At 61.7% G+C, this 21682-nt stretch carries 21 protein-coding genes; 16 read left to right on the top strand and 5 right to left on the bottom strand.

Annotation, left to right across the window (positions count from 1 at the left end):
- Positions 1 to 159 precede the first annotated feature (159 nt).
- Positions 160 to 1296 carry an AMP-binding protein gene (locus Q0O95_RS01570; protein WP_293694734.1) on the bottom strand — a complete coding sequence of 379 codons (1137 nt, stop codon included), beginning with the start codon at positions 1294 to 1296 and terminating at the stop codon, positions 160 to 162.
- A gap of 59 nt (positions 1297 to 1355) precedes the next feature.
- Between Q0O95_RS01570 and Q0O95_RS01565 the strand changes: the two genes are divergently transcribed.
- Both Q0O95_RS01565 and Q0O95_RS01560 read left to right on the top strand, forming a co-directional pair.
- On the top strand, positions 1356 to 2120 hold the full coding sequence (locus Q0O95_RS01565; protein WP_293694673.1) for a TSUP family transporter: 765 nt from the start codon (positions 1356 to 1358) through the stop codon (positions 2118 to 2120).
- 90 nt (positions 2121 to 2210) lie between these two features.
- Positions 2211 to 3812 carry a DASS family sodium-coupled anion symporter gene (locus Q0O95_RS01560; protein ID WP_293694671.1) on the top strand — a complete coding sequence of 534 codons (1602 nt, stop codon included), beginning with the start codon at positions 2211 to 2213 and terminating at the stop codon, positions 3810 to 3812.
- Between the two features lie 36 nt (positions 3813 to 3848).
- Here the strand turns inward: Q0O95_RS01560 and Q0O95_RS01555 are convergent, their stop codons facing one another.
- Positions 3849 to 4418: a TetR/AcrR family transcriptional regulator gene (locus Q0O95_RS01555; RefSeq protein WP_293694669.1), complete on the bottom strand. Its 570-nt coding sequence runs from the start codon at positions 4416 to 4418 to the stop codon at positions 3849 to 3851.
- Between the two features lie 69 nt (positions 4419 to 4487).
- Here Q0O95_RS01555 and Q0O95_RS01550 point away from each other — a divergent pair, with 69 nt between their 5' ends.
- Positions 4488 to 5066, top strand: a complete 579-nt coding sequence (locus Q0O95_RS01550; protein ID WP_293694667.1) for a dihydrofolate reductase family protein — start codon at positions 4488 to 4490, stop codon at positions 5064 to 5066.
- A 47-nt stretch (positions 5067 to 5113) separates the two neighbouring features.
- A complete protein-coding gene (gene ffh, locus Q0O95_RS01545) occupies positions 5114 to 6688 on the top strand; it encodes a signal recognition particle protein (RefSeq protein WP_293694665.1) in 1575 nt (524 codons plus the stop codon).
- A gap of 55 nt (positions 6689 to 6743) precedes the next feature.
- Here the strand turns inward: ffh and glpK are convergent, their stop codons facing one another.
- The 3 genes from glpK to Q0O95_RS01530 form a co-directional block, all read right to left on the bottom strand.
- Entirely contained in the window at positions 6744 to 8258 is a 1515-nt protein-coding gene (gene glpK / locus Q0O95_RS01540; protein WP_293694664.1) for a glycerol kinase GlpK, read from the bottom strand.
- A gap of 27 nt (positions 8259 to 8285) precedes the next feature.
- Positions 8286 to 9041 (bottom strand): MIP/aquaporin family protein, encoded by a 756-nt coding sequence (locus Q0O95_RS01535; protein ID WP_293694663.1) that lies wholly within the window; start codon positions 9039 to 9041, stop codon positions 8286 to 8288.
- Between the two features lie 80 nt (positions 9042 to 9121).
- On the bottom strand, positions 9122 to 10831 hold the full coding sequence (locus tag Q0O95_RS01530) for a glycerol-3-phosphate dehydrogenase/oxidase (RefSeq protein ID WP_293694662.1): 1710 nt from the start codon (positions 10829 to 10831) through the stop codon (positions 9122 to 9124).
- Positions 10832 to 10927: 96 nt separating this feature from the next.
- Here Q0O95_RS01530 and Q0O95_RS01525 point away from each other — a divergent pair, with 96 nt between their 5' ends.
- The 12 genes from Q0O95_RS01525 (at position 10928) to Q0O95_RS01470 (ending at position 21531) form a co-directional block, all read left to right on the top strand.
- A complete protein-coding gene (locus Q0O95_RS01525) occupies positions 10928 to 11893 on the top strand; it encodes a sugar-binding transcriptional regulator (RefSeq protein ID WP_293694660.1) in 966 nt (321 codons plus the stop codon).
- Positions 11894 to 12349: 456 nt separating this feature from the next.
- Positions 12350 to 12793, top strand: coding sequence for a 30S ribosomal protein S16 (gene rpsP / locus Q0O95_RS01520; protein WP_293694658.1), 444 nt, complete (start codon positions 12350 to 12352; stop codon positions 12791 to 12793).
- Between the two features lie 2 nt (positions 12794 to 12795).
- Complete coding sequence (locus Q0O95_RS01515; RefSeq protein ID WP_293694656.1) at positions 12796 to 13032, top strand: RNA-binding protein; 237 nt, start codon at positions 12796 to 12798, stop codon at positions 13030 to 13032.
- Entirely contained in the window at positions 12989 to 13597 is a 609-nt protein-coding gene (gene rimM / locus Q0O95_RS01510; RefSeq protein ID WP_293694654.1) for a ribosome maturation factor RimM, read from the top strand. Before Q0O95_RS01515 ends, rimM begins: the two co-directional genes overlap by 44 nt.
- A 1-nt stretch (position 13598) precedes the next feature.
- On the top strand, positions 13599 to 14285 hold the full coding sequence (gene trmD, locus Q0O95_RS01505; protein ID WP_293694652.1) for a tRNA (guanosine(37)-N1)-methyltransferase TrmD: 687 nt from the start codon (positions 13599 to 13601) through the stop codon (positions 14283 to 14285).
- 17 nt (positions 14286 to 14302) lie between these two features.
- Positions 14303 to 14890 carry a hypothetical protein gene (locus Q0O95_RS01500; protein WP_293694651.1) on the top strand — a complete coding sequence of 196 codons (588 nt, stop codon included), beginning with the start codon at positions 14303 to 14305 and terminating at the stop codon, positions 14888 to 14890.
- Between the two features lie 151 nt (positions 14891 to 15041).
- Positions 15042 to 15389 carry a 50S ribosomal protein L19 gene (rplS, locus tag Q0O95_RS01495; protein ID WP_293694649.1) on the top strand — a complete coding sequence of 116 codons (348 nt, stop codon included), beginning with the start codon at positions 15042 to 15044 and terminating at the stop codon, positions 15387 to 15389.
- A gap of 115 nt (positions 15390 to 15504) precedes the next feature.
- Positions 15505 to 16242 (top strand): signal peptidase I, encoded by a 738-nt coding sequence (gene lepB, locus Q0O95_RS01490; protein WP_293694647.1) that lies wholly within the window; start codon positions 15505 to 15507, stop codon positions 16240 to 16242.
- Positions 16239 to 16862: a ribonuclease HII gene (locus tag Q0O95_RS01485; protein WP_293694646.1), complete on the top strand. Its 624-nt coding sequence runs from the start codon at positions 16239 to 16241 to the stop codon at positions 16860 to 16862. The genes lepB and Q0O95_RS01485 overlap by 4 nt, the downstream gene beginning before the upstream one ends.
- A 239-nt stretch (positions 16863 to 17101) precedes the next feature.
- On the top strand, positions 17102 to 20719 hold the full coding sequence (locus tag Q0O95_RS01480) for a CapA family protein (RefSeq protein ID WP_293694644.1): 3618 nt from the start codon (positions 17102 to 17104) through the stop codon (positions 20717 to 20719).
- A gap of 45 nt (positions 20720 to 20764) precedes the next feature.
- Positions 20765 to 21088, top strand: a complete 324-nt coding sequence (locus Q0O95_RS01475) for a DUF2469 domain-containing protein (RefSeq protein ID WP_293694642.1) — start codon at positions 20765 to 20767, stop codon at positions 21086 to 21088.
- Between the two features lie 89 nt (positions 21089 to 21177).
- Positions 21178 to 21531: a YraN family protein gene (locus tag Q0O95_RS01470; protein ID WP_293694640.1), complete on the top strand. Its 354-nt coding sequence runs from the start codon at positions 21178 to 21180 to the stop codon at positions 21529 to 21531.
- Positions 21532 to 21682 lie beyond the last annotated feature (151 nt).

The following is a 21682-nucleotide window of genomic DNA, read 5'->3' as shown; positions in this document are numbered from 1 at the left end:
GCTGGGTGCGAGTGGCAACCAGAAATGATTGCCACGACGGACGCACCGCGCTAGCGTCGCGCGAACGCGTTGCGTTCCCTTTGGAGCTCCAGCGCGTCCAACAGCTCGTCGGCTAGCGCCGACTCGCGTCGGTAGCCGCGTTCGAGATGTGGCTACGCGCTAGCGTGCGTCGGTGCTGTCTACGTAGATGAGCCGATGCCGGATGCGACCGAAGTCGCCGGTGATGACCGTGCGGTTACCGCCCCGCACCCAGATTCGACCCTCCGCGTTCGCCCACACGGGCGAGCCGACGATGCCGATCTCGACGCCCGGCAGCGGCTTACCGACCGTGCCTGGATGCCGCAGCACCTGTTCGGGCGTCGCGAGCGCCACCGTGCCGGTCTCGGTCATGCCGTAGGAATTCATGATGACGGGGCCCCAGAGCTTGTTCATCCGCTCGACGAGTTCGGGCTCGAGCGGCTCGGAACTGCAGACGATGCGGCGAAGCGGCGGCGCGGGTCGTTGGCTCTCCTCGAGCAGGGAAGCCATGTGCTCGAACTTCGAGGGCTTTCCCGAGGCAACCGTGATGCGCTCGTTCAGCATGAGGTCGAGCAGCTCGGAGGCATCGCTCGACGGTGCGTAGACGAGTTTCGCACCGGTCAGCAGACAGGAGGCAAGGAGCTGGAGCCCGTGTCCGTGCTGCAGGGGAGTGCACGCCAGCACACGGTCGCGCTCGCTGATGCCGATCCGGCGGTGCAGGGCGGTGAGCTGTACGACCCCGCCGAATCCGATCGGTTTCGTAACATGGGCCCGTGGAACACCGGAGCGACCGCTCGAGAGCAGAATGATTCTCGAACGACGCTTGGTTCTTCCGAGATTCGTTCCAGATGCTTCAGCGAGCTCCGAGAGTCGTGCCGTAGAAACGGCCGGCCCGCGATGCCAGTCGGGCTTGTCCTGCTCGTGCACGAGCAGTGCGTCGGCGGGAACCGAGCGTCGTAGCACTTCCGGGTCGGCACCCGGGTCGACCGGCATGACGTCCAGGCCGAGCCGGTGGGCCGCGAGCAGGGTGATCACCATGTCTTCGCCTTCTCCGACGACCACGATCATGCGCGGTCTGCGGCCAAGAACGTGCAGATACAGCCCTGCCGCGGCAGCTTCGGCAGTGCGCCACAACTGCTGGAACGTGTAACGACGATTGGCCGTCACGAGCGCGGTGCGGGAGGAGAAGCGCTTACTGGAGGCTTCCGCGAGGGTCGCGATGGACAGGCCGTGTCGACCGACGGCCGACGCTAAGTGACGGAGGCTCTGCAGGGTCATCTCAAGCACACAGAACAGCGTATCGGGCGGAGTCCGGGACGCGGTATTACGCTGAACCCGTGGATACTGCCGTTGTCGTCGCGATCATTATCGTGACCGTGCTCACCGGCACAGTGCTGCAAAGGCTCTCCGGAACCGGCGTCGGTCTCGTCGTCGCCCCGGTGCTAGCGCTGTTACTCGGGCCGGCATTCGGCGTATTCATGACCAATGTGACGACGGTCATCTCCGGGTTGTTGATCATGTTCGCGGTGTGGCGCTTCATCAATTGGCGTGCGTACCTCCTGATCGCACCCGCAGCGGCCGTTGGCGCCTGGCCCGCTGCTTGGCTCGTCGGTGCCCTGCCGACAGCCTGGCTGTCGATTCTGCTCGGTAGCCTTGTCGTCAGCGCGCTACTGCTCACGGTGTTCGCGCGCAGGATTCCGGAATGGAAATCACCGGGGGCTGCGGTGGCGGCGGGGTTCTTGGGCGGTTTTTTCAACACCACCTCGGGTGTCGCTGCCCCGGTCATGGTGATCTACTCGCGGCTCTCCAGGTGGGAGCAAGTGGGTTTCTCGGCGACCCTCCAGCCGGTGTTCATGACGATGGGCATCGCCTCCGTCGTGTCCAAGCTGGTCATGGGGGCAGTAGAGCCGGGACCAGTGGGATCATTGCATTTCGGACTACTGCTTCTGATCATTCCCTGCAGCGTTGGCCTCGGACTCCTGATCGCAACGCCACTGACGCGGGTCGTGACAGCGGCCCTCGCTCGCCGTCTAGCCATGGTGCTCGCCGCCGTCGGAGGTGTCGCAGCCATCGTTCGCGGAGCGTTCGAACTGATTGCGTAGGACACGGCAGGGAGATCGGCGGGAATTTTCACTCGCATCAGGTATGTTGGTGCGCGCATTCGATCGCATGACGGATTCAAAGGAGAACCCATGGCGAAGTCGCGCCCGGCCGGAGAACACGCGGAACATTTCTCTCCGCTACCCGAGGTCGATACCGAAGTTGATAGACGATCGCCGGGGGAGATGGCAGCAGCCTTCACAAGACGCACGGTGCGGGTCCGGTGGATAGGCCTCGCGGGAGGTCTTGCGCTGGCACTCCTGCTGTACACGGCAATGCCGGGTGAGGTCGCACACGATGCACGACTGACCGCTGCGATTGCGGGACTCATGGCTGTGTGGTGGATGACGGAGGCTCTGCCCATCCCAGCGACCGCGATCGTGCCGCTTATCGTGTTCCCTCTTCTTTCGCAGGGAACCGAAGATGCCCCCGTGACAGTGGATTCGGTTGGCGCCAGCTATGGCAACAACATCATCTTCCTGTTCATGGGCGGCTTCCTCATCGCTCTTGCCATGCAACGTTGGAACCTGCACAGGCGCATAGCGTTGCTCGTGCTGCGCGCTATGGGGGAGCGAACGGGTGCGCTCTTGGCCGGCTTCATGATCGCCACCGGCTTCATTTCCATGTGGGTCTCGAATACCGCCACCGCGGTGATGATGCTGCCCATCGGTCTCTCTGTGCTGGAACTCGTGAGCGAAGCGATGGAGCGAAAGGGTGTCATCGAGAAGGGTTCCGGAGCAGCTGGAGCCCTGAAGACGAAGTTCGGCGCCGGTCTCATGCTGAGTATCGCGTATGCGGCTTCTATCGGTTCGTTGGGGACGCTGATCGGAACTCCTCCGAACGCGCTCCTCGCTGCGTACCTCAGCCAAGAGCATGATATTGAAATCGGCTTTGGGCAGTGGATGATCGTCGGCTTCCCGCTCTCGGTGGTCATGCTCGCCTTCACCTGGTGGATGCTCGCCAAAGTACTGTTCAAGCCCGAAGTGAAAACCATCCCCGGCGGACGCGCTCTCATCAACGAGGAGGTGAAGAAGCTCGGCCCGGTTTCCATGGGAGAGATCCTTGTGCTGGTCGTGTTCTCCCTTGCAGCCGTGAGCTGGATCGCGGTTCCGCTCATTTGGGAGGACCCTCCCATCAGCGACGCCGGTATTGCATTGACAGCCGGTATTCTGCTGTTCTTCATTCCCGCCGGCGCGCAGCGGGGTGTTCGTCTGCTCGACTGGGAATCCGCGGTCAAGCTCCCGTGGGGTGTGCTGCTGCTCTTCGGAGGAGGGCTTGCGCTGTCTGCGCAGTTCTCGTCCTCGGGTCTGACGGAATGGATCGGCGATGTGTCGGCCGCGATCGGCGGTCTCCCCGTTGTACTGATGGTGGTCATACTTGCCGCTGCGATTCTCTTTCTGACCGAGATCACGTCGAACACCGCGACGGCTGCGACGTTCCTCCCCATTGCAGGAGGTATCGCGATCGGCATCGGTGTGGACCCGATGCTGCTGACGATCCCCGTGGCGCTCGCGGCCACCTGCGCCTTCATGCTGCCCGTCGCGACGCCACCCAACGCGGTTGTGTATGGAACGGGCTACGTGACGATTCCGCAGATGGTGAAAGCCGGTCTCTGGATCAACCTTTTCGGCATCGTGACGATCAGCCTCGTAACCATGACCCTTGCAGTGTGGGTCTTCAGCATCGTCTACTAGGCAATCGCATCTGCACTGATTCTCGCCTGAAGCATGTCAGACGAGAATCAACGCACTGACGAAGTCGTCCACGATTTCATCGGTAGAGGTTTCAGGGTCGATGGAGGATGTGAGTCGGTCGAACACGAGCCCCTCGATGGCGTAGTGGAGCAGCGCAATCTCGCGGCGTCCGCCCGGAAGCCCGGCAGCCTCATTGAAGGTTATGTCCGCCTCGAAGCCTGCCCTTTGCCAGGCTGCGAGCGGCGCTGCGAGGTTCGGTTGCCTTACCGCGGCTAAACGTAACTCGTACAGTGCGAGCGTCACCTCTCGGTTCTCCAGAAGACGACGAACGATGTCACGGATGTACGCGGCGAAGAGAGTTCGATTAGGAGGGATGCCGCTGCGGGCTGCCAGGTCTTCCTCGGTCGGCGCGAGGCGCTGTCCGATCCTGTCGAAGATGCCTTGGATGAGTGCATCGCGGCTGCGGAAGTAGTTCGATGTTGTTCCTGTCGGGACATCGGCCTCTGCATCGACAGCGCGGTGCGTGAGTCCCCTGGAGCCCTCTCTGGCGAGTACCGCAACGCCGGCGTCCGCAAGCGCAATTCGTCGTGCCTCGTTTCTTGCCATGACACCAGACTAGCCAAAGCACAACACCTGTTGTAGATTACAAGCACTGCATCTGTAGTGATTGGGGAGATGATGCGTGAACTTACCTATTACGTTGCGGTGAGCCTAGACGGTTTCATCGCTGGTCCGAACCACGAGTTCGACAGGTTCGTCTTCGAAGGGGACCATGCGGAGTGGCTCTGGAACAGGTATCCGGGAACAGCTCCGACTGCGATGGCTGATGCGGCCGGACTATCTGTAGACGGTGGCCCGTTCGACACCGTGCTGATGGGGTGGAACACCTACTCGGTCGGGCTTCCGGACTCCCCGAGCCCGTATGGTCATTTCCGTCAAATTGTGTTCTCGAGGAATCGTGCGCCACTCGCAGGGTCCGACGGCGTTGAATTCACCGATCGAGACCCGGTCGAGATGATTCGTGAACTCAAGCAGATGCCAGGAGAGGGAATCTGGTTGTGCGGCGGCGGAAAGCTGGCCGCAGCGCTCGTCGACGAGATCGACCGTTTCGCATTCAAACTCAATCCCATGCTGTTCGGCGATGGTGTCCGCGTTTTCGGCGACCGCAGCTATATGCCGGCAGCGGTGGAGCGAACGGACACCAGGGCGTTCCAGTCGGGAGTGGTGCTGGCGGAGTACTCGCGCCGCAGGTAGATCGCCGGTCGTCGGCTGAGGTGCCGCGCTGGTAGAATCGGGCCACCATGGCTGCATTCGGATCACTCTCCTCCCGCCTTACTGAGACGCTCGCAAAGCTTCGATCGAAGGGTCGACTGTCTGCGAGCGACGTCGACGGGACGGTGCGGGAAATTCGCCGTGCGCTACTCGAGGCGGATGTCTCGCTCGACGTCGTCAAAGAGTTCACTGCGAATGTGCGCGAGCGAGCCCTCGGCGCCGAGGTGTCGAAAGCGCTGAACCCGGCGCAGCAGGTCGTCTCCATCGTCAACGATGAACTCGTGCGCATCCTCGGCAGCGAGCAGCGCCGGCTCGAATTCGCGAAGCAGCCGCCGACCGTCATCATGCTCGCCGGGCTGCAGGGTGCTGGAAAGACGACGCTGGCAGGAAAGCTCGCGAAGTGGCTGACGGGGGAGGGTCACACTCCGCTGCTGGTCGCAGCCGACCTGCAGCGTCCGAATGCAGTGAACCAGTTGCAGGTTGTCGGTGAGCGCGCCGAAGCAGCGGTGTACGCGCCCGAGCCCGGCAACGGAGTCGGTGATCCCGTCAAGGTGGCGCGCGACGGTGTGAAGCTCGCGAAGCAGCGTCAGCACGATGTCGTCATCGTCGACACCGCTGGCCGTCTGGGCGTCGACGCCGAGTTGATGAAGCAGGCCTCGAACATCCGCAAGGCCGTCAACCCCGACGAAGTGCTGTTCGTGATCGACTCGATGATCGGACAGGACGCAGTTGCGACTGCGAAAGCCTTCCAGGAGGGCGTCGACTTCACGGGCGTCGTGCTCACGAAGCTCGACGGTGACGCCCGTGGTGGTGCTGCCCTTTCGATCCGTGGCGTCACCGGTAAGCCGATCATCTTCGCTTCCAATGGAGAAGGGCTCGACGATTTCGAACCCTTCCATCCGGACCGCATGGCGAACCGCATCCTCGACCTCGGTGACGTACTCACCCTGATCGAGCAGGCGCAGAAGGCGTTCGACGAGGAAGAGGCGAAGAAGAGCGCTGAAGCGCTCATGAACGACTCGTACACGCTCGAGGACTTCCTCGGCCAGCTGCAGCAGATGCGCAAGGCCGCGAACTTCAAGAGCATGCTGAGCATGCTCCCCGGGGCCAATAAGCAGATGAAGGAAGCGCTCGAGAACTTCGACGAGGGGCAACTCGTGAAGTTCGAGGCGATCATCCAGTCGATGACCCCGCAGGAGCGACGCCAGTCGAAGATCCTGAACGGCTCACGGCGACTCCGTATCGCGAGGGGCGCGGGCGTGACGGTGACCGACATCAACCAGTTCATGAAGCAGTTCGATCAGGCATCGAAGACCGCACGAACCATGGCCAAGGGTGGCATGCCGAATATTCCCGGCATGGGCCCCGTTCCTGGCGCTCATGGCGGCAAGAGCCAGCGCGTCAAGAAGCAGCAGAAGAAGGTCAAGGGCAAGCGCTCCGGAAATCCGGCGAAGCGTCTCCAACAGGAAGCGGCGGCCGCAGATCGGGCCAAGCAGCACTCCGGTAGCGCGTTCGGCGCCGGCCAGGAAGAGAGCCCGAACCCCTACAGCGAGCTTCCCGACGCCGAGCAGGACACGCTGCAGCGGATGCTCGGCAATCGCTAACTGAGCATAGAGGAGGGGAGCCGGGACGAACGTCCCGGCTCCCCTCCTCTTCGTGCTACTGCACGTCGTCGTCGACCCAGTCCATCGACTTCGTAACCGCCTTGCGCCACAGGCGCAGCTGACGGTCGCGTTCCGAGGAGTCCATGTTCGGCTCCCAACGACGGTCCTCCTGCCAGTTGGCGGAGAGCTCGTCGAGGCCGTTCCAGAAGCCGACCGCGAGTCCCGCCGCGTAAGCGGCACCGAGGGCGGTGGTCTCTGCAACCACCGGACGAACAACGGGAACACCGAGGACGTCTGCCTGGAACTGCATGAGCGTGTCGTTGACGATCATGCCGCCATCGACCTTCAGCTCGGTGAGATCGACTCCGGCATCCGCGTTGACGGCATCCAGCACATCCCGTGTCTGGTATGCGACCGACTCGAGCGCCGCACGCGAGATGTGGTTCTTGTTCGAGTAGCGGGTGAGACCGACAACGGCGCCGCGAGCCTCAGGACGCCAGTACGGCGCGAAGAGCCCAGAGAACGCCGGAACGATGTACACGCCACCGTTGTCGTCGACCTGCTTGGCAAGATCTTCCACTTCGGGAGCCGAACCGATGATGCCGAGCTGGTCACGCAGCCACTGGATGAGCGAACCCGTCACGGCGATGGAGCCTTCCAGCGCGTAGCGGGTCGGCTGATCACCGATCTTGTAGCCGACGGTCGTGAGCAGACCGTTGTCGGAATGGACGATCTCTTCACCGGTCTGGAAGATCAGGAAGTTGCCCGTGCCGTAGGTGTTCTTGCTTTCACCGCTCTCGAAGGCCGCCTGTCCGAACGTGGCCGCCTGCTGATCACCGAGAATTCCGGCGATCGGCGTCTCGCGCAGCAGCGACGAGTCTTTCGCCTTGCCGTAGACCTCGGAAGACGAACGAATCTCCGGCAGCATCGAACGAGGTACACCGAAGGCCTCGAGGATGTCGTCGCGCCACTCGAGCGTTTCGAGGTCCATGAACATGGTGCGGGACGCGTTGGTGACGTCGGTAGCGTGCACGCCGCCGTCAACGCCGCCCGTCAGGTTCCACAGTACCCACGTGTCCGTTGTACCGAAGAGCAGGTCCCCGGCCTCGGCCCTCTCGCGTGCGCCATCGACGTTGTCGAGGATCCACGCGATCTTGGTGCCCGAGAAGTAGGTTGCGAGGGGGAGGCCGACGATCGGCTTGAACCGGTCGTTGCCGCCGTCCGCCGCTAGCCGGTCCACGATCTCCTGCGTGCGCGTGTCCTGCCAGACAATGGCGTTGTACACGGGCTCGCCGGTGTTCTTGTCCCAAACCACCGCGGTTTCGCGCTGGTTCGTGATTCCGACGGATGCGATGTCGTGGCGGGTCAGATCAGCGCGGCTCAGCGCGAGGCCGATAACCTCTTGCACGTTGCGCCAGATCTCGACGGGGTCGTGCTCGACCCAGCCTGCCTTCGGCAGAATCTGCTCGTGCTCCTTCTGCCCGGAGGAGACGATGCTCCCCTTGTGGTCGAAGATGATCGCCCTGGACGACGTGGTTCCCTGGTCGATGGCGATGATGTAATCAGGCATTCTGTTCTCCTTTGAATTGCTTGCTTCTTATGCGCCGAGCCCGAGCAGGACAGGGGCTGCGAACGCCGCGAGGCTGCCGCCGATCATCGGTCCGACGACGGGAACCCACGAGTACGACCAGTCGCTGGAACCCTTGCCCTTGATGGGGAGGATAGCGTGGGCGATACGGGGCCCGAGGTCACGGGCCGGGTTAATGGCGTAACCCGTCGGGCCACCGAGCGACGCACCGATCGAGACGACGAGCAGCGCGACGGGCAGGGCGGTGAGGGGTCCGAGGGCTCCCGGAACACCGACGTTGATCTCACCGTAGTCCGCAAATGCGAAGATGATGAACACCAGCACGAACGTTGCAATGATCTCCGTTAAGAGGTTGTGCCCGTACGAACGGATCTGCGGCCCGGTCGAGAAGACACCGAGCTTGTTCGCCGGGTCCTCCTCCTCGTCGAAATGCTGACGGTACGCGACCCACGTGAATATGGCGCCGACTACGGCACCGGTGAACTGCGCGGCCATGGCTACGAGGAACATCGGCAGCGTGATCGTGCCGGCGATGAACAGACCGATGCCGACGGCCGGGTTGATGATCGCACCCGAGTAGGCGGAAGCCAGAACACCGGCGAATACCGCCAGGCCCCAGCCCCAGTTGATCATGAGGAACCCGCCGCCGAAGCCCTTGTTCTTCGTGAGTACGACGTTTGCTACGACACCGCAACCAAGCAGGACGAGCATCCCCGTTCCGACGAATTCGGACAGAAAATACAGCCCGAGGTTTACTTCTTCCATGTGTCTTCATTGACCTTTCCTGTGCCTGGATTCCGCTTGGCACACTGTGGGGAGAATCCGCCTTCCGGCGGTTTGCTGCGCTAGTTGCGAGCAAGCGTTTCGAGCGACGTGCCGTGCGCGTCGTCGAGGTATTGCACTGTCCTTTCGATTTCCTGTTGCTTCCGAGTCTCGCCCCAGTTGAGCATGGGTGCAAGAGCATCGGCGATGCGGGTGATCACATCGAAGCCGGCGTCGCCGGTAAAGGCGAGGCTCGTTCTGCGGAGCACGACATCCGTCAGGCGAACGACGAGCTCGTTGTGCACCATCCACTCGAGTTCGCCCGTCGAGAGGGTGGCTCCGGCAAGGGGCCGGTCACCGCACTGTTCGATGTGCTTCCACACATCGGCGGCGCGAGTGCCGTAACGGGCGAGGAGGGCGTCGGCTCTCGAGCCCGACCCGGAGAGGTGGCGTTGCTGCCACCGACTCCGTGCCGCATCCGTTGCCGGAAACCCTGTTCCACCGCCGATGGTCATGCCGGCCGTTGACACCGTCCTTCCTCGTCCGAGCACGGCGAGAACGCGATCGGCGAGCGCTTCTCCAAGCGCCCTGAACGTCGTCCACTTACCGCCGACGAGGCTCAGGATCGGCACGCTTCCCGACTCGTCGAGCTCGATTCTGTAGTCGCGCGAGACGAAGCCGGGCGCAGTGTCCTCGTGCCGGGGGAGCGGCCGTATGCCCGAGAAACGGAACACGATGTCCTCGCGGCTCACCGTCAGCTTCGGGAAGACGTGCGCGATGAGATCGAAGAAGTAGTCGACCTCCTCTTCCGTGCATCGAGCCGGCTCACGGGGGTCGGCCTCGATGTCGGTCGTACCGACCAGAACGCGCCCCTTCAGCGGGTAGATCAGGACGATGCGACCGTCCGAGTGCTCGAAGAAGATCTCGCGGCCCTGCGTGGCGCGCAGGAGTTCGGGATGGTCGAGCACGATGTGCGAGCCCTTCGTGCCGCCCATGAACCGTGTCTCGCGGTCGAGTGCTTCGTTCGTCAGATCGGTCCACGGGCCCGACGTGTTCACGATGACGTCGGCGGCGATACTGAACTCTTCGCCGCTTTCGCGATCACGCACGAGCACTCCCGTGTCGTCGCTGCCGATCGCTTCGACGTAATTGAGGGCGAACGACCCCGCATTGCTGGAGCGAGCATCCTGCAGCACGTCGAGCGCGAGGCGTTCCGGGTCGTGCATCGATGCGTCGAAGTAGGTCGCCGTGTACTTGATGTTCTCATCCAGCTGGGGGAGCTCTTGCAACGAGCGTCGGCGCCCCAGGAACTTGTGACGCGGCACAGAGCCTCCGTCACGGGAGAACAGGTCGTAGATGGTGAGCCCGAGCTTGATGAGGACGGCGCCGCGCTCTTTCGGCTTGCCGGTTCTGTGGGTCAGGAAGCGCAGGGGCGCCGACAGGATGCCGGAGAACGTCGAGTAGATGGGCACGGTCGTCCGCAGCGGCTTCACGTAGTGGGGCGCGGACTTCAGCAGAGCGTTGCGCTCCTGCACCGATTCGCGGACGAGACGGAACTCGCCGTTCTCGAGATACCGGATTCCGCCGTGGATCATGTGGCTGGACGCGGCGGATGCGCCCGAGGCGAAGTCGGAGCGTTCGACCAGCACGGCATCCACACCCTGCAGCGAGAGATCACGGAACAACGCGATGCCGTTGATGCCGCCACCCACGATCAGGACTGTCGTGCGTTGCGCTTCGCGGACGGCACGCAGCTCTTCGCTTCGTAGGGCTGAGCGTGTGGCCTCGGTCATCGTTGAACTCCAATCCTGCTAGCACCAGCATCGGCATTGGAAGTAATATTGCGCAAGCTTGCTGCACAAACGTGCAGTTTCTAACGGGAGGTGCGTATGCGGAGCAAACGGCAGGAAGCCAAAATGCGCGCGGCGCTCAAGGCTGCTGAACTCTACTATCTGCAGAGCTGCACGATGGAGACGATTGCCGCAGACCTCGATATCTCGCGTTCCTCGGTCTCACGCTTGCTGCAGTTCGCACGCGATACCGGCCTCGTCGACATTCGCGTGAACTCTCCTTTCGAACGTGCGGGGCTGCTGGAGGAGAAACTGCGCGATCGGTTCAAAATCGCTGCGCACGTGGTGTCGATGCCCGAGGGCACGACGGACGTTGAGCGCATGGAGCGCGTTGCTTTGGTCGCGGGGCCGCTCATCTCGCAGTTCATCGAATCGAACATGGTCGTCGGCGTCGCCTGGGGTTCCACGATCGGCACCGTGAGCCGAATGCTCACCCCGAAGGAAACGCAAGGCAGCACGATTGTGCAACTCAACGGAGCCGGGAACACACGCACGAGCGGCGTCGACTACTCGAGCGAGATTCTGCAGCGGTTCGGAACCGCGTACGGAGCGCAGGTCGAGCAGTTCCCGGTGCCGACGTTCTTCGATGACCCGGCGACACGTGAGGCCATGTGGCGCGAGCGCAGCACCCGCTGGATTCTCGCGATCCAAGACAAGATGGACGTCGCCGTCTTCAGCGTCGGATCGCCCGCTGCCGAGGTGCCGAGCCGAGTACACGCGGGCGGGTACCTGAACAGAGACGACTACGCGAGCCTTCGCCAGGACGGCGTTATCGGCGATGTCGCCACCGTGTTCTTCAGGGCGGATGGCAGCTGGAAGGATGTGCAGCTCAACTCGCGAGCGACGGGCCCGGGAATGGATCGCTTGCGTCGCGTGCCGAGACGGGTCTGCGTCGTGACCGGGCAGGCGAAACTCCATGGGCTGCGGGCGGCGACCGGCGCGGGCATCCCCACTGACATCGTGCTGGACGAGTCGCTGGCGAGAGGGCTCTTGGAGTTTCGATAGAGGTCGTCTCAGGACCGGAATTCGGCTGCGAGGTGATCGACCACGGCCACGGAACGCGCGCATTTCGCCCATCGCGCTATCGACGGAAGAGTGGATGCCGGAGATCAGTTCGACAGTGCTGTTGCAGAACTCACCCTGTATGCGGGAGTCGTCGATGCTCTTGATCGGATCGGGGGCGCGCGAGACCAGATCGCGCGACGTCGGGTCGACGACATGCAACTCCCACTCGGTGCCCACCGTGCCGGCAGCGCACTCCTTGAACTTCACTCTGTGAGGGCAAACCAGCGAACACGGCTGCGCGTAACAAACTGCCACGAATTTGTGTCAGAATAGACCGTTGTAGTGCGTCGCGCCCGCCCTCTCTCGGGGTGCGATACACATCCCAGGTTTCCCGCAACACCGACCCCCACGGTGCTCAGCGGGTACAGCAAACTCGATACCAAATTACGGAGAAACGTGGCAGTCAAGATTCGCCTCAAGCGGTTCGGAAAGATCCGCGCACCCTTCTACCGCATCGTCGTCGCCGACTCGCGCACCAAGCGCGACGGCCGCGTGATCGAAGAGATCGGTAAGTACCACCCCACCGAGAACCCCTCCTTCATCGAGGTCAACTCGGAGCGTGCACTCTACTGGCTGGGCGTCGGCGCGCAGCCGAGCGAGCAGGTCACCGCGCTGCTGAAGCTCACGGGCGACTGGGCCAAATTCAAGGGCGAGGCCGACACCGAGTCGAAGGTGCAGCAGCCCGAGGGCAAGAAGGAATTCGTCGTCGACGCGGCGAAGAAGGCCGTGCTGAAGCCCAAGGCCGAGCCGGCCAAGGAGGAAGCACCCGCCGAGGCCCCGGCCGAAGCCGAAGCACCCGCAGCCGAGGCAGAGGCTGCAGCCGAAGAGTCGGCGGAGTAATCATGCTGCGGGAGGCACTCGAGCACCTCGTGTCGGGCATTGTGCACCGGCCCGAGGATGTACGTGTAGCCTCCCGCACCACCGATCGCGGTGAGATGCTCGAGGTGCGCGTGCACCCGGATGACATCGGCCGCGTTATTGGTCGGGCCGGTCGAACAGCGAAAGCGCTGCGCACGGTTGTGACCTCACTGGCAGATGGGCGCCGCGTCCGCGTCGACGTGGTGGACACCGATCGCTAGAAAACCCGGCCAGCGCACCCAGCTCCGCGTTGGCCGATTGACCAAGGCTCATGGCCTTAAGGGTGGGCTGAAGATCGAGCTGTACACGGATGACCCCGCGCGTCGTTTTACGCAGGGAGCCGTGTTCTCATTGCAGGTGCCCGCCGGGAGCAAATGGCACGGCAAAACCATTGAAATGCGTGAGTTCCGCATTTTCAACAGCAATCCCGTCGGGTTCTTCCGCGGCGTGGATGATCGCACGGAAGCGGAGACGCTCGTGAAGGCCATCCTCTGGGTAGACCAGGATGCGCAAGAGCTGCCAGAGGAGAGCGATGCCTGGTACGTGCATCAGCTGTCTGGTTTGAACGTGATCCGTGACGGCGAACAGATCGGCATCGTTGCGCGTGTGGACGCGTTCCCGGCTCAAGACCTGCTCGTTATCGACGTGCAGGGCACCGAGTTCATGCTGCCCTTCGTGAAAGCGTTCGTTCCCGAAATCGATCTGCAAAAGGGCACCGTCACGATTACGCCGCCGCAGGGGCTGTTCGAGGAGCTCCCGGAGGATGCCGAACCGGCAGACGAGTGACATGCGCATAGACATCGTCACGATCTTTCCCGAGTTCTTCAGCGTGCTCGATGTCTCGCTCGTGGGAAAGGCGCGTGAGCGCGGCCTCATCGACATCGCAGCGCACGATCTACGGGAGTGGACGCACGACCGGCACCGCACGGTCGACGACACACCGTACGGTGGCGGCGCCGGCATGGTCATGAAGCCGGAGCCGTGGGGGGAAGCGCTGGATGCGCTGCTGGCTCCCGAGCGGGCCTCCACGCTCGTACTCCCGACGCCGGCCGGCAGACCGTTCACGCAGGCCGATGCGGAGGAACTCGCCGGTCGTGAACACCTGGTGTTCGCGTGCGGACGGTACGAAGGCATCGACGCCCGCGTGGCCGAGTATGCCGCTGACCGGGCGGAAGTGCGCGAGATCTCCCTCGGCGACTACGTGCTCAACGGCGGAGAAGTCGCCTCACTGGCAATGATCGAGGCCATCACGAGGCTCGTGCCCGGCATGATCGGGAACCCGGAATCGCTCAGCGAGGAGAGCCATGAGGACGGTCTTCTCGAGTACCCCAGCTATACGAAACCCTCGCAGTGGCGCGGACTGGAAGTTCCTGCCGTGTTGCGCAGCGGCGACCATGGAGCCATCGCCGCCTGGCGACACGAGCAACGCCTGGAGCGAACACAGCGCGTTCGACCCGACCTCCTGCCCGACTAGGACGTTACCCTCGTAGCATGGCCATTCGTCGCGCGCTGTACTGGGTGTTCATCGTGAGCATCGTCTTCATGCCTGGCTGGGTCATGTTCGGAAGAACCTTGTTCGGCGCGCCCCTCGGCACTGCGCTACTGCTCTTCACCCTCCTGGCACCGGTATTCGCTATCGGTATTGCCGTCGTGGTGGGTATGACAACGCTGCGCCGCGACGTCCGAAAAACGAAGGCTGTCACGTGGCCGGACGCCGCCTGGGTCGGCTCGTGGTTGTCGCTGTTCCTGCTGTACGGGTTCTTCGTCGTCGTGGAGGGCTCCGAGGGTCCTGCGAGCGCACTGAGCTCTGTAGCGGGTGACGGAGCATTACCGGTCTCGAGTGCGCTGTCGGCCATCGTCGGTCTCGCGGTTCCCGTCTATGGTGCAGTCGTGCTGTGGAAGCAGATCCGTGCGTTCGCGAGGGACACGCAGCGTCGACTGCAGGATTACGCCGAACGTGTGCAGGAGGAGGCGCAGGGGACCAGGCGGCCCATCCAGATGGATGCGACCTTCGAGAGCACGGATGGCCCGCAGAGTGGGCAGCGCATCATCGTCGAGGACAACGACGAAGATCGCTGACGCCTCTCTGGTTTCGCGATGCCGGAACATATGGCAAGATAGATAGCTGTGCCATGCGCAGTCTCTGCCGCGGGGGAGCATGGAGCTGGCACATTCTCAACGACAACGAACGAGCAGCCGACCAGCGGCGACTGCAGAGAGCGACAACGCTATGCACATTCTTCAGGACCTTGACGCTCAGAGCCTCAAGACCGATCTGCCCGACTTCCGCGCCGGTGACACCGTCAAGGTGCACGTGAGCATTATCGAGGGCAGCCGTTCGCGTATCCAGATCTTCCAGGGCGTCGTTATCGCCCGGCAGGGACGCGGTGTTGGTGAGACCTTCACGGTTCGCAAGCTGTCATTCCAGGTCGGCGTTGAGCGTACGTTCCCCGTGCACTCGCCGAACATCGACAAGATCGAGCTCGTGAGCCGCGGCGACGTTCGTCGCGCGAAGCTCTACTACCTGCGTGACCGCGTCGGCAAGTCTGCTCGCATCCGCGAGAAGCGCGAAAACTAAGCACGTTCTTGCAGGGCGGGTGGTCGGTTGATCACCCGCCCTTCGTGCATCTCGGTGATGCTCACTGCGCTCACCGGTCTTATGGATATGCTTGCCTAGGCATGCAGGGGGTTCGATGGCAGAGACAGCAGCTCGACACGCGGAGAAGTCTTCTCCTTCGAGCTTCGGCAAGAGCGCACTACTGCTGCTTCGCGACCTCGTTGTCGTCTTTCTCCTTGCGGTACTCATCTCGTTCCTGGTGAAGACCTTCCTGCTCAAGCCGTTCTATATTCCTTCGGAGTCGATGGCGAATACGCTGCAGGTCGACGACCGCATCGCGGTCAGCCTGCTGACGCCGGGCCCGATCGATGTGCAGCGGGGCGACATCATCGTCTTCGAGGATCCAGGCGGCTGGCTGCATTCGCCTCCTGCGGAATCGCCGGGAGGCGCTGCAGGGTTCTTCAGGGACACGATGGTGTTCATAGGGCTTGCGCCTGACGAGTCGCACGGCTACTTGGTGAAGCGCGTTATCGGGCTGCCCGGCGACACTGTCGAGTGCTGTAACGACTTCGGACAACTCGTTGTCAACGGTGTACCGATCAACGAGCAGTACTTGCAGCTCGATCAGGAGGGTCTGCCGGCCTCCGGGATCGAATTCAACGTGACCGTTCCGGAGGATGCCTACTGGGTTATGGGAGACAACCGGTACCATTCGGCCGACTCTCGTTCGCATCAGGACGGCCCGCATGACGGTTTCGTCCCGCACGACAACCTCGTCGGCAGAGCGATCGTGATTACGTGGCCCATGGATCGATGGTCGTGGCTGGACAATCATTCGGGGACGTTCTTGGGTGTCCCAGACGGTACGCCGTGATCTATCCCTCGCTGGATGTCGAGAGCGAGATTCTGCGCCAGTGCGATTTCGTCATCGGCATCGATGAAGTCGGGAGGGGCGCGATCGCTGGGCCGGTAACGGTTGGCGCAGCCGTGCTCACAGCAGAGCACACGACGTGGCCGGAAGGGTTGCGGGACTCGAAGACGCTCACTCAGCGTCGCCGTGAGAGCATTGCTCCGCAATTGCGGGAGTGGGCGACGGTCGGCTTGGGCTGGATCGACGCCGACAGAATCGATGACGCCGGTATCGCAAAGTGCCTTGCGGATGCTGCGGTCCTCGCCATCGAGGACCTGCAGAGTCAGGGAGTCGATCTCGGTCGCTGTCACGTTCTGCTCGATGGCAGTCACGACTGGTTGAGTGACGTGCTGCCGACTCCCATGCCGATTACCGTACGTGCAAAGGCTGACCGCGATTGTGTCTCGGTTGCGGCGGCAGCCTGCTATGCGAAAGTCGCGCGCGACGCGTACATGCAGGATGCGTCACTGCGCGAGCCCCACTACGCCTGGGAATCGAACAAGGGGTACGGAACCGTAGCGCATCTCGCCGCAATTCGCGAGCATGGAGCCAGTGTGCTGCATCGCCAAACCTGGCTGCACTGATCGCTGCTGCTCTGTGCGGGCAGGGTACTCACGACAGGGTCGTTGCGCCAGAAGACCCGGCTCACCGCAAACACATGTTTCGGGGGTCTAGTATGGCCACGCAATAGACGGACCGAGCGTTACGGCGTGATTAGGGGGAACAGGTGGGCATTGGCGCCGAAGATTTGCGAGAGTTGAATGCATTGGCAGCGCGCGTTCGACTCGCCACGGGAGACTCGCTGTCATCCGCAATAGAACGGATGAAGTCGGTGCAAGAGCGTCACGGTGTTACTCCCGAGCAGTTCGTCGAAGACCGTCTCTATTTGATCCCGACTGACAAACTAGACGAGTTGGATGGAAAGGACCGGTTTGTTCTGCTGGCAGCAGAGAAGATGCAGGTTTCCTATGGTCGAGCGCTGGCGACCATGTATGACCTGAAGAATCAGTACGGCATAACCTTCAGCGAGTTCAACCAGCAGAAATTTTTTGCTTACAAGACCGCTCGAGCACGTCGCGTAGCCGTGCGTCGATACATCGAGCGCGAAGGTGAGCAAGTTCAGAAGGTCTGCCACGAGACAGGTTGGTCACCTGAAGTGGCCGAGGAAAAGATGCGTGCGGCTAAGAAGAAGTGGCCGACAATAGATTTTCGCAAGTACGCCGGGTACGGCTTCTTCGCACAGACCGATAAAGAGATAAGCGAGAGGGTTCGCGGCTGGAACACGACGGCCAAAGCGAATCGTAAATCGGTGATGGAAGAAACCGGATGGAGTGAGCAACAAGTTCGCGAGCATATGACTCGGTTCCAAATGGTGTACGACATCATTCCGGCCTATTACATGTGCTATCGCGGCTGGGAGCTCTCCGATGAGCAAATCGACGGTTACGCGCGTCAGAAGCTGAGTCAGCGGCTCTCCAATCGATTCAACGTGAAGTCCGACCTCGAACTCCTTGGCCAGAAGGACATCTTCGATCACGTGTACTCCGAGCACGTCAATCGGAAGTTCTTCGTGAATCGCGACGGCTCAACCCTGGAAGACTTTCTCGAGTTCGCTGACGGCATCGACGAAGCGTTCTGTAAGCCGCTCCGCTCTGGCGGCGGTCTCGGAACCTTCAAACTCGACCTCAAGGTGGGACGCGAGCAGCTGACGGCACTGTACAACGACCTCATGTCGAAACCGCTGGTGCTCGTCGAGGAGTCGGTGCAGCAGCATTCTGAGTTGAATGAGTTCTATCCGCATTCGGTGAACACCGTGCGTGTCGTCACATTGCAGGACGAAGAGGGCGTTCACATCATCTCGACCGGCATCCGGTTCGGAGGCGACAGCATTACCGACAACTTCAGTGCTGACGGTTTTGTCTGCGATGTCGACAAAGAGACGGGCGTCATCGTGACTCCCGGTGTGAATAAGAAAGGCGTTGTCGCGGAATCCCACCCGTACTCGAACAAGCGTTTTGTCGGTGCGCAGGTTCCGCACTGGGATCAAGTCCTGAAGATCGCCACGGAGGCAATGTCGGTCCTGTCTGGCGTGAACTTCGTAGGCTGGGATGTCGCGATCAGCCCCGACCGAGTCAGCCTTATCGAGGGCAACTCTGCTCCCGACCTCGTGCTGGTTCAGGCGCCGTACGCTCCGCAAAAAATCGGCAAGCGATACCTGTTCGATCCATTCCTGAGTCGGAAGACGAAGTATCCGGCGGAGGCATCAGGCGTCACGCCAGAATCGCTAGGAATAAGCACGGCTTCGGCCGCCGGCGCTGCAGCACCGACGGGATCTGTCGCTCGCGAAGATTTTCGGGTGGATGTGGTCGGAGGGAAAGGCACGATTAGGAAGTACCTGGGCAGTGAGCAGACGGTGCAGGTTCCCGCTGAAGTCAATGGCGTGCCGATAATCGCAATCGGGCCGGGGGCTTTCGAGGCAAACACGACGGTCCGAAGAGTTGTGCTTCCGAACGGACTTGAACGGATGGGGCGTCGCGCTTTCGCTAATACGCCCGGGCTCGTCGAGATCGAGCTTCCGGAAACCCTACGGGAGATCGGAGATCGAGCATTCGAAGGCACCTCTTCACTTGAACATGTAGAACTTCCCGATGCACTTACCGAACTCCGGCCCGGTACTTTCCGTAGAGCCAAGCGATTGCAATCCGTTGGTCTGCCGTACGGATTAACTCGGATAGGCAAGGAGTGCTTCAAAGAGTGCGAGTCACTCCATGAGCTCTACTACTTCTCCAAGCGCGGCATCAGCGATGTCATGACCAGCGATCGAGCCTTGCGTGAAGACGCGCTCCCGAATGAGATCAAGTTCGTTGGCGCCGGTGCGTTCAGCTTCTGTCGTTCATTGACGAGAGTAGACGTGCCCTACTTGGTACAGGACATCGCTGCCGAAACGTTCTTGGGTTGCCGCTCGCTTTCACATGTTGGTCTGCATAATCAGCTGAAGTCAATCGGCAAGAAAGCGTTCCGGGGTTGCGTCGCTCTGAAGGAACTGCACGTACCGTTCACTTGCAAGAAGTTCGGCAAGAGGGCGTTTTCGCAGAAGACTCTGGTACGTGCGGGCAAGACCTCGCCAGCGGTAAAATACGCCGAGGAAGCGGGATACAAATGGGACGCGTACTCGTATCGTGGATCTCAACTTGTGAGTAGTTTTGATCCGGCGCAGCACACTCCAGGATCCGAAAGTGACTTCTTCACGATGGAAGACGCCGCGGCCGTCATAACTCGTCACGAGTTGCGGCATCCTTCCTATATCGAACGTGAAAGGTCATCCGAGCCTTCGCTCGGTGACGTACCGCGAGCCAGGTTCTCGTTCGAGGACGGCATTTATCGAAGCGAGTCGCAGTCAGGCGATACCTGTCGCATCATGATGGTCGGCGATCTTATGGCCAGAAGGCGGCAGCAGGAGGTCGCGTTGCGTGAGGACGGGTCGCCGTTCGACTTCAGCTTGCAGTATGTGCGGAATCTCTTCCAGGAAGCGGACTTTGTCACCGGCAACCTCGAGTCGACCGTGAGCTCTTCCGCTCCCTACACTGTCCAGCGAGAGCACGTGAACGGGCGCCCGCATCTGAATGCACCGCGATCGTTCTTGGCGGCCCTTCGACGATCCGGGTTTGACGCGGTGACACTTGCCCAGAACCACATTTACGACACGGGAACTCGCGGTGTGCTCGAGACTCTGAGCGCGGCAAATCAGTGTCAGCTGATACATACCGGGGCATTCGCCTCGCCAGAGGATCCGCGATACGTCGTTGTGGAAATCAACGGCATAAAGGTCGGGCTAGTCGCATACTTGGACAGCGCCCGGCAGATGATGAAGAAGGCGAACTTCACGAAGCGTGGGCGAGACGTCATGTTCCCGTACTTCGATCCTGAGCGTGTCGCTGAGGACATCCGTGCGGCCCGGGAATCCGGCGCCGAGTTCATCATCGCCAGCTGTCACTGGGGACGTGAGTACACATCGAAGATCACCAGTCGTCAGCGTGAGTTCGCGCAATTGGTAGCCGACGCTGGTGCCGACTATATCGTCGGAGCCCATTCGCATTGCATTCAGCACTACGAGATTCTGCACGATGCTGCAGGACGCAACGTGCCCTGCCTGTGGTCCGCGAGCAATTTCGTGTCCAACATGAACATTCAACCGCCCATCACGCGTGACAGCCTTGTCATCGATTTGACGCTCAAACGCCAGGAGGACGCAAGCGTCACGTTGATCGATGAGAAGTACCACCCCTGCCGCATCATGAATCTAAAAGACGGTGAAGTGCGCAACTGCACTGTTGTTCCAACGAGCCATCGGTTCAATATGGAAGATCTCGATCGGCGATTGGATGAGGCACGAGAACGGATCATCGAGGCCGTGGGAGAGGGCATCCAAGCTGCAAAGTAGTGGCCCGGTTGGGCTCGAAGTGCAGGAGGCTCGTAGGATTAGGGTGTGGAGCCAGAAGACATCGATGATTACGACCGCGAAGTCGAGCTGCAGCTGTTTCGCGAGTACCGCGACGTCGTCGGCATGTTCCAGTACGTCATCGAGACTGAGCGTCGGTTCTACCTCGCGAATGATGTGAAGCTGACACGACACGACGCCGGAGCAGACTTCTACTTCGAGATCGAGCTCACCGATGTGTGGGTGTGGGATATCTATCGTGCCGACCGGTTCGTGAAGAGCGTTCGCGTCCTGACCTTCAAGGACGTCAACGTCGAGGAACTCCAGTCGAAGGACTTCGAATTGCCGAAGGATCTCTCGCTCGACGAGTAGCAGTCGAAGCGCGCCCAACAGGTCAGTTTTCTCCACAGCGGGGGCCTCCACGCTCACGTCCGGGCCGGGCGTGAGCCCATGCTGGCGGGGTGGACGCAAGAACGACACTCGGACAACTCGGTGAGGATCTCGCCGCCCAACATCTGCGCTCGCGGGGATTCTCCGTGATCGAGCGCAACTGGCGGTGCCCCTCGGGCGAACTGGACATCATCGCAAGGCGCGGGCGAGGCTTTGTCTTCGTCGAAGTCAAGACTCGTCGCAGCACTCGTTTCGGGCACCCTCTCGAAGCGATCACGCCGGACAAGGCGCTTCGATTACGAACCTTGGCCCGGGCCTGGATGCGGGAGCACGATGCGTCAGGGCCGATCCGTATCGATGCGGTGGGCATCCTGATACAGGGCTCTGCCGTAGATCGACTCGATCACGTTGAGGGCATCGCATGAGACTCGTAGGGAATACCCACGCGGTAACACCGAAGGGCATGGGCGGCGTCATCGTCGGCATTCAAGTTGATATCGCCCCGGGCCTCCCGCGCGTCCACGTCGTCGGTCTCCCGGATGCTGCCATTGCGCAAGCGAAGCACCGCACCTGGTC

The sequence above is a fragment of the uncultured Agrococcus sp. genome (assembly GCF_945915485.1).
In the GTDB taxonomy this organism is placed as follows: domain Bacteria; phylum Actinomycetota; class Actinomycetes; order Actinomycetales; family Microbacteriaceae; genus Agrococcus.
The sequence above is the reverse complement of the archived record's forward strand: the minus strand, read 5'-3'. Positions and strand labels throughout refer to the sequence as shown.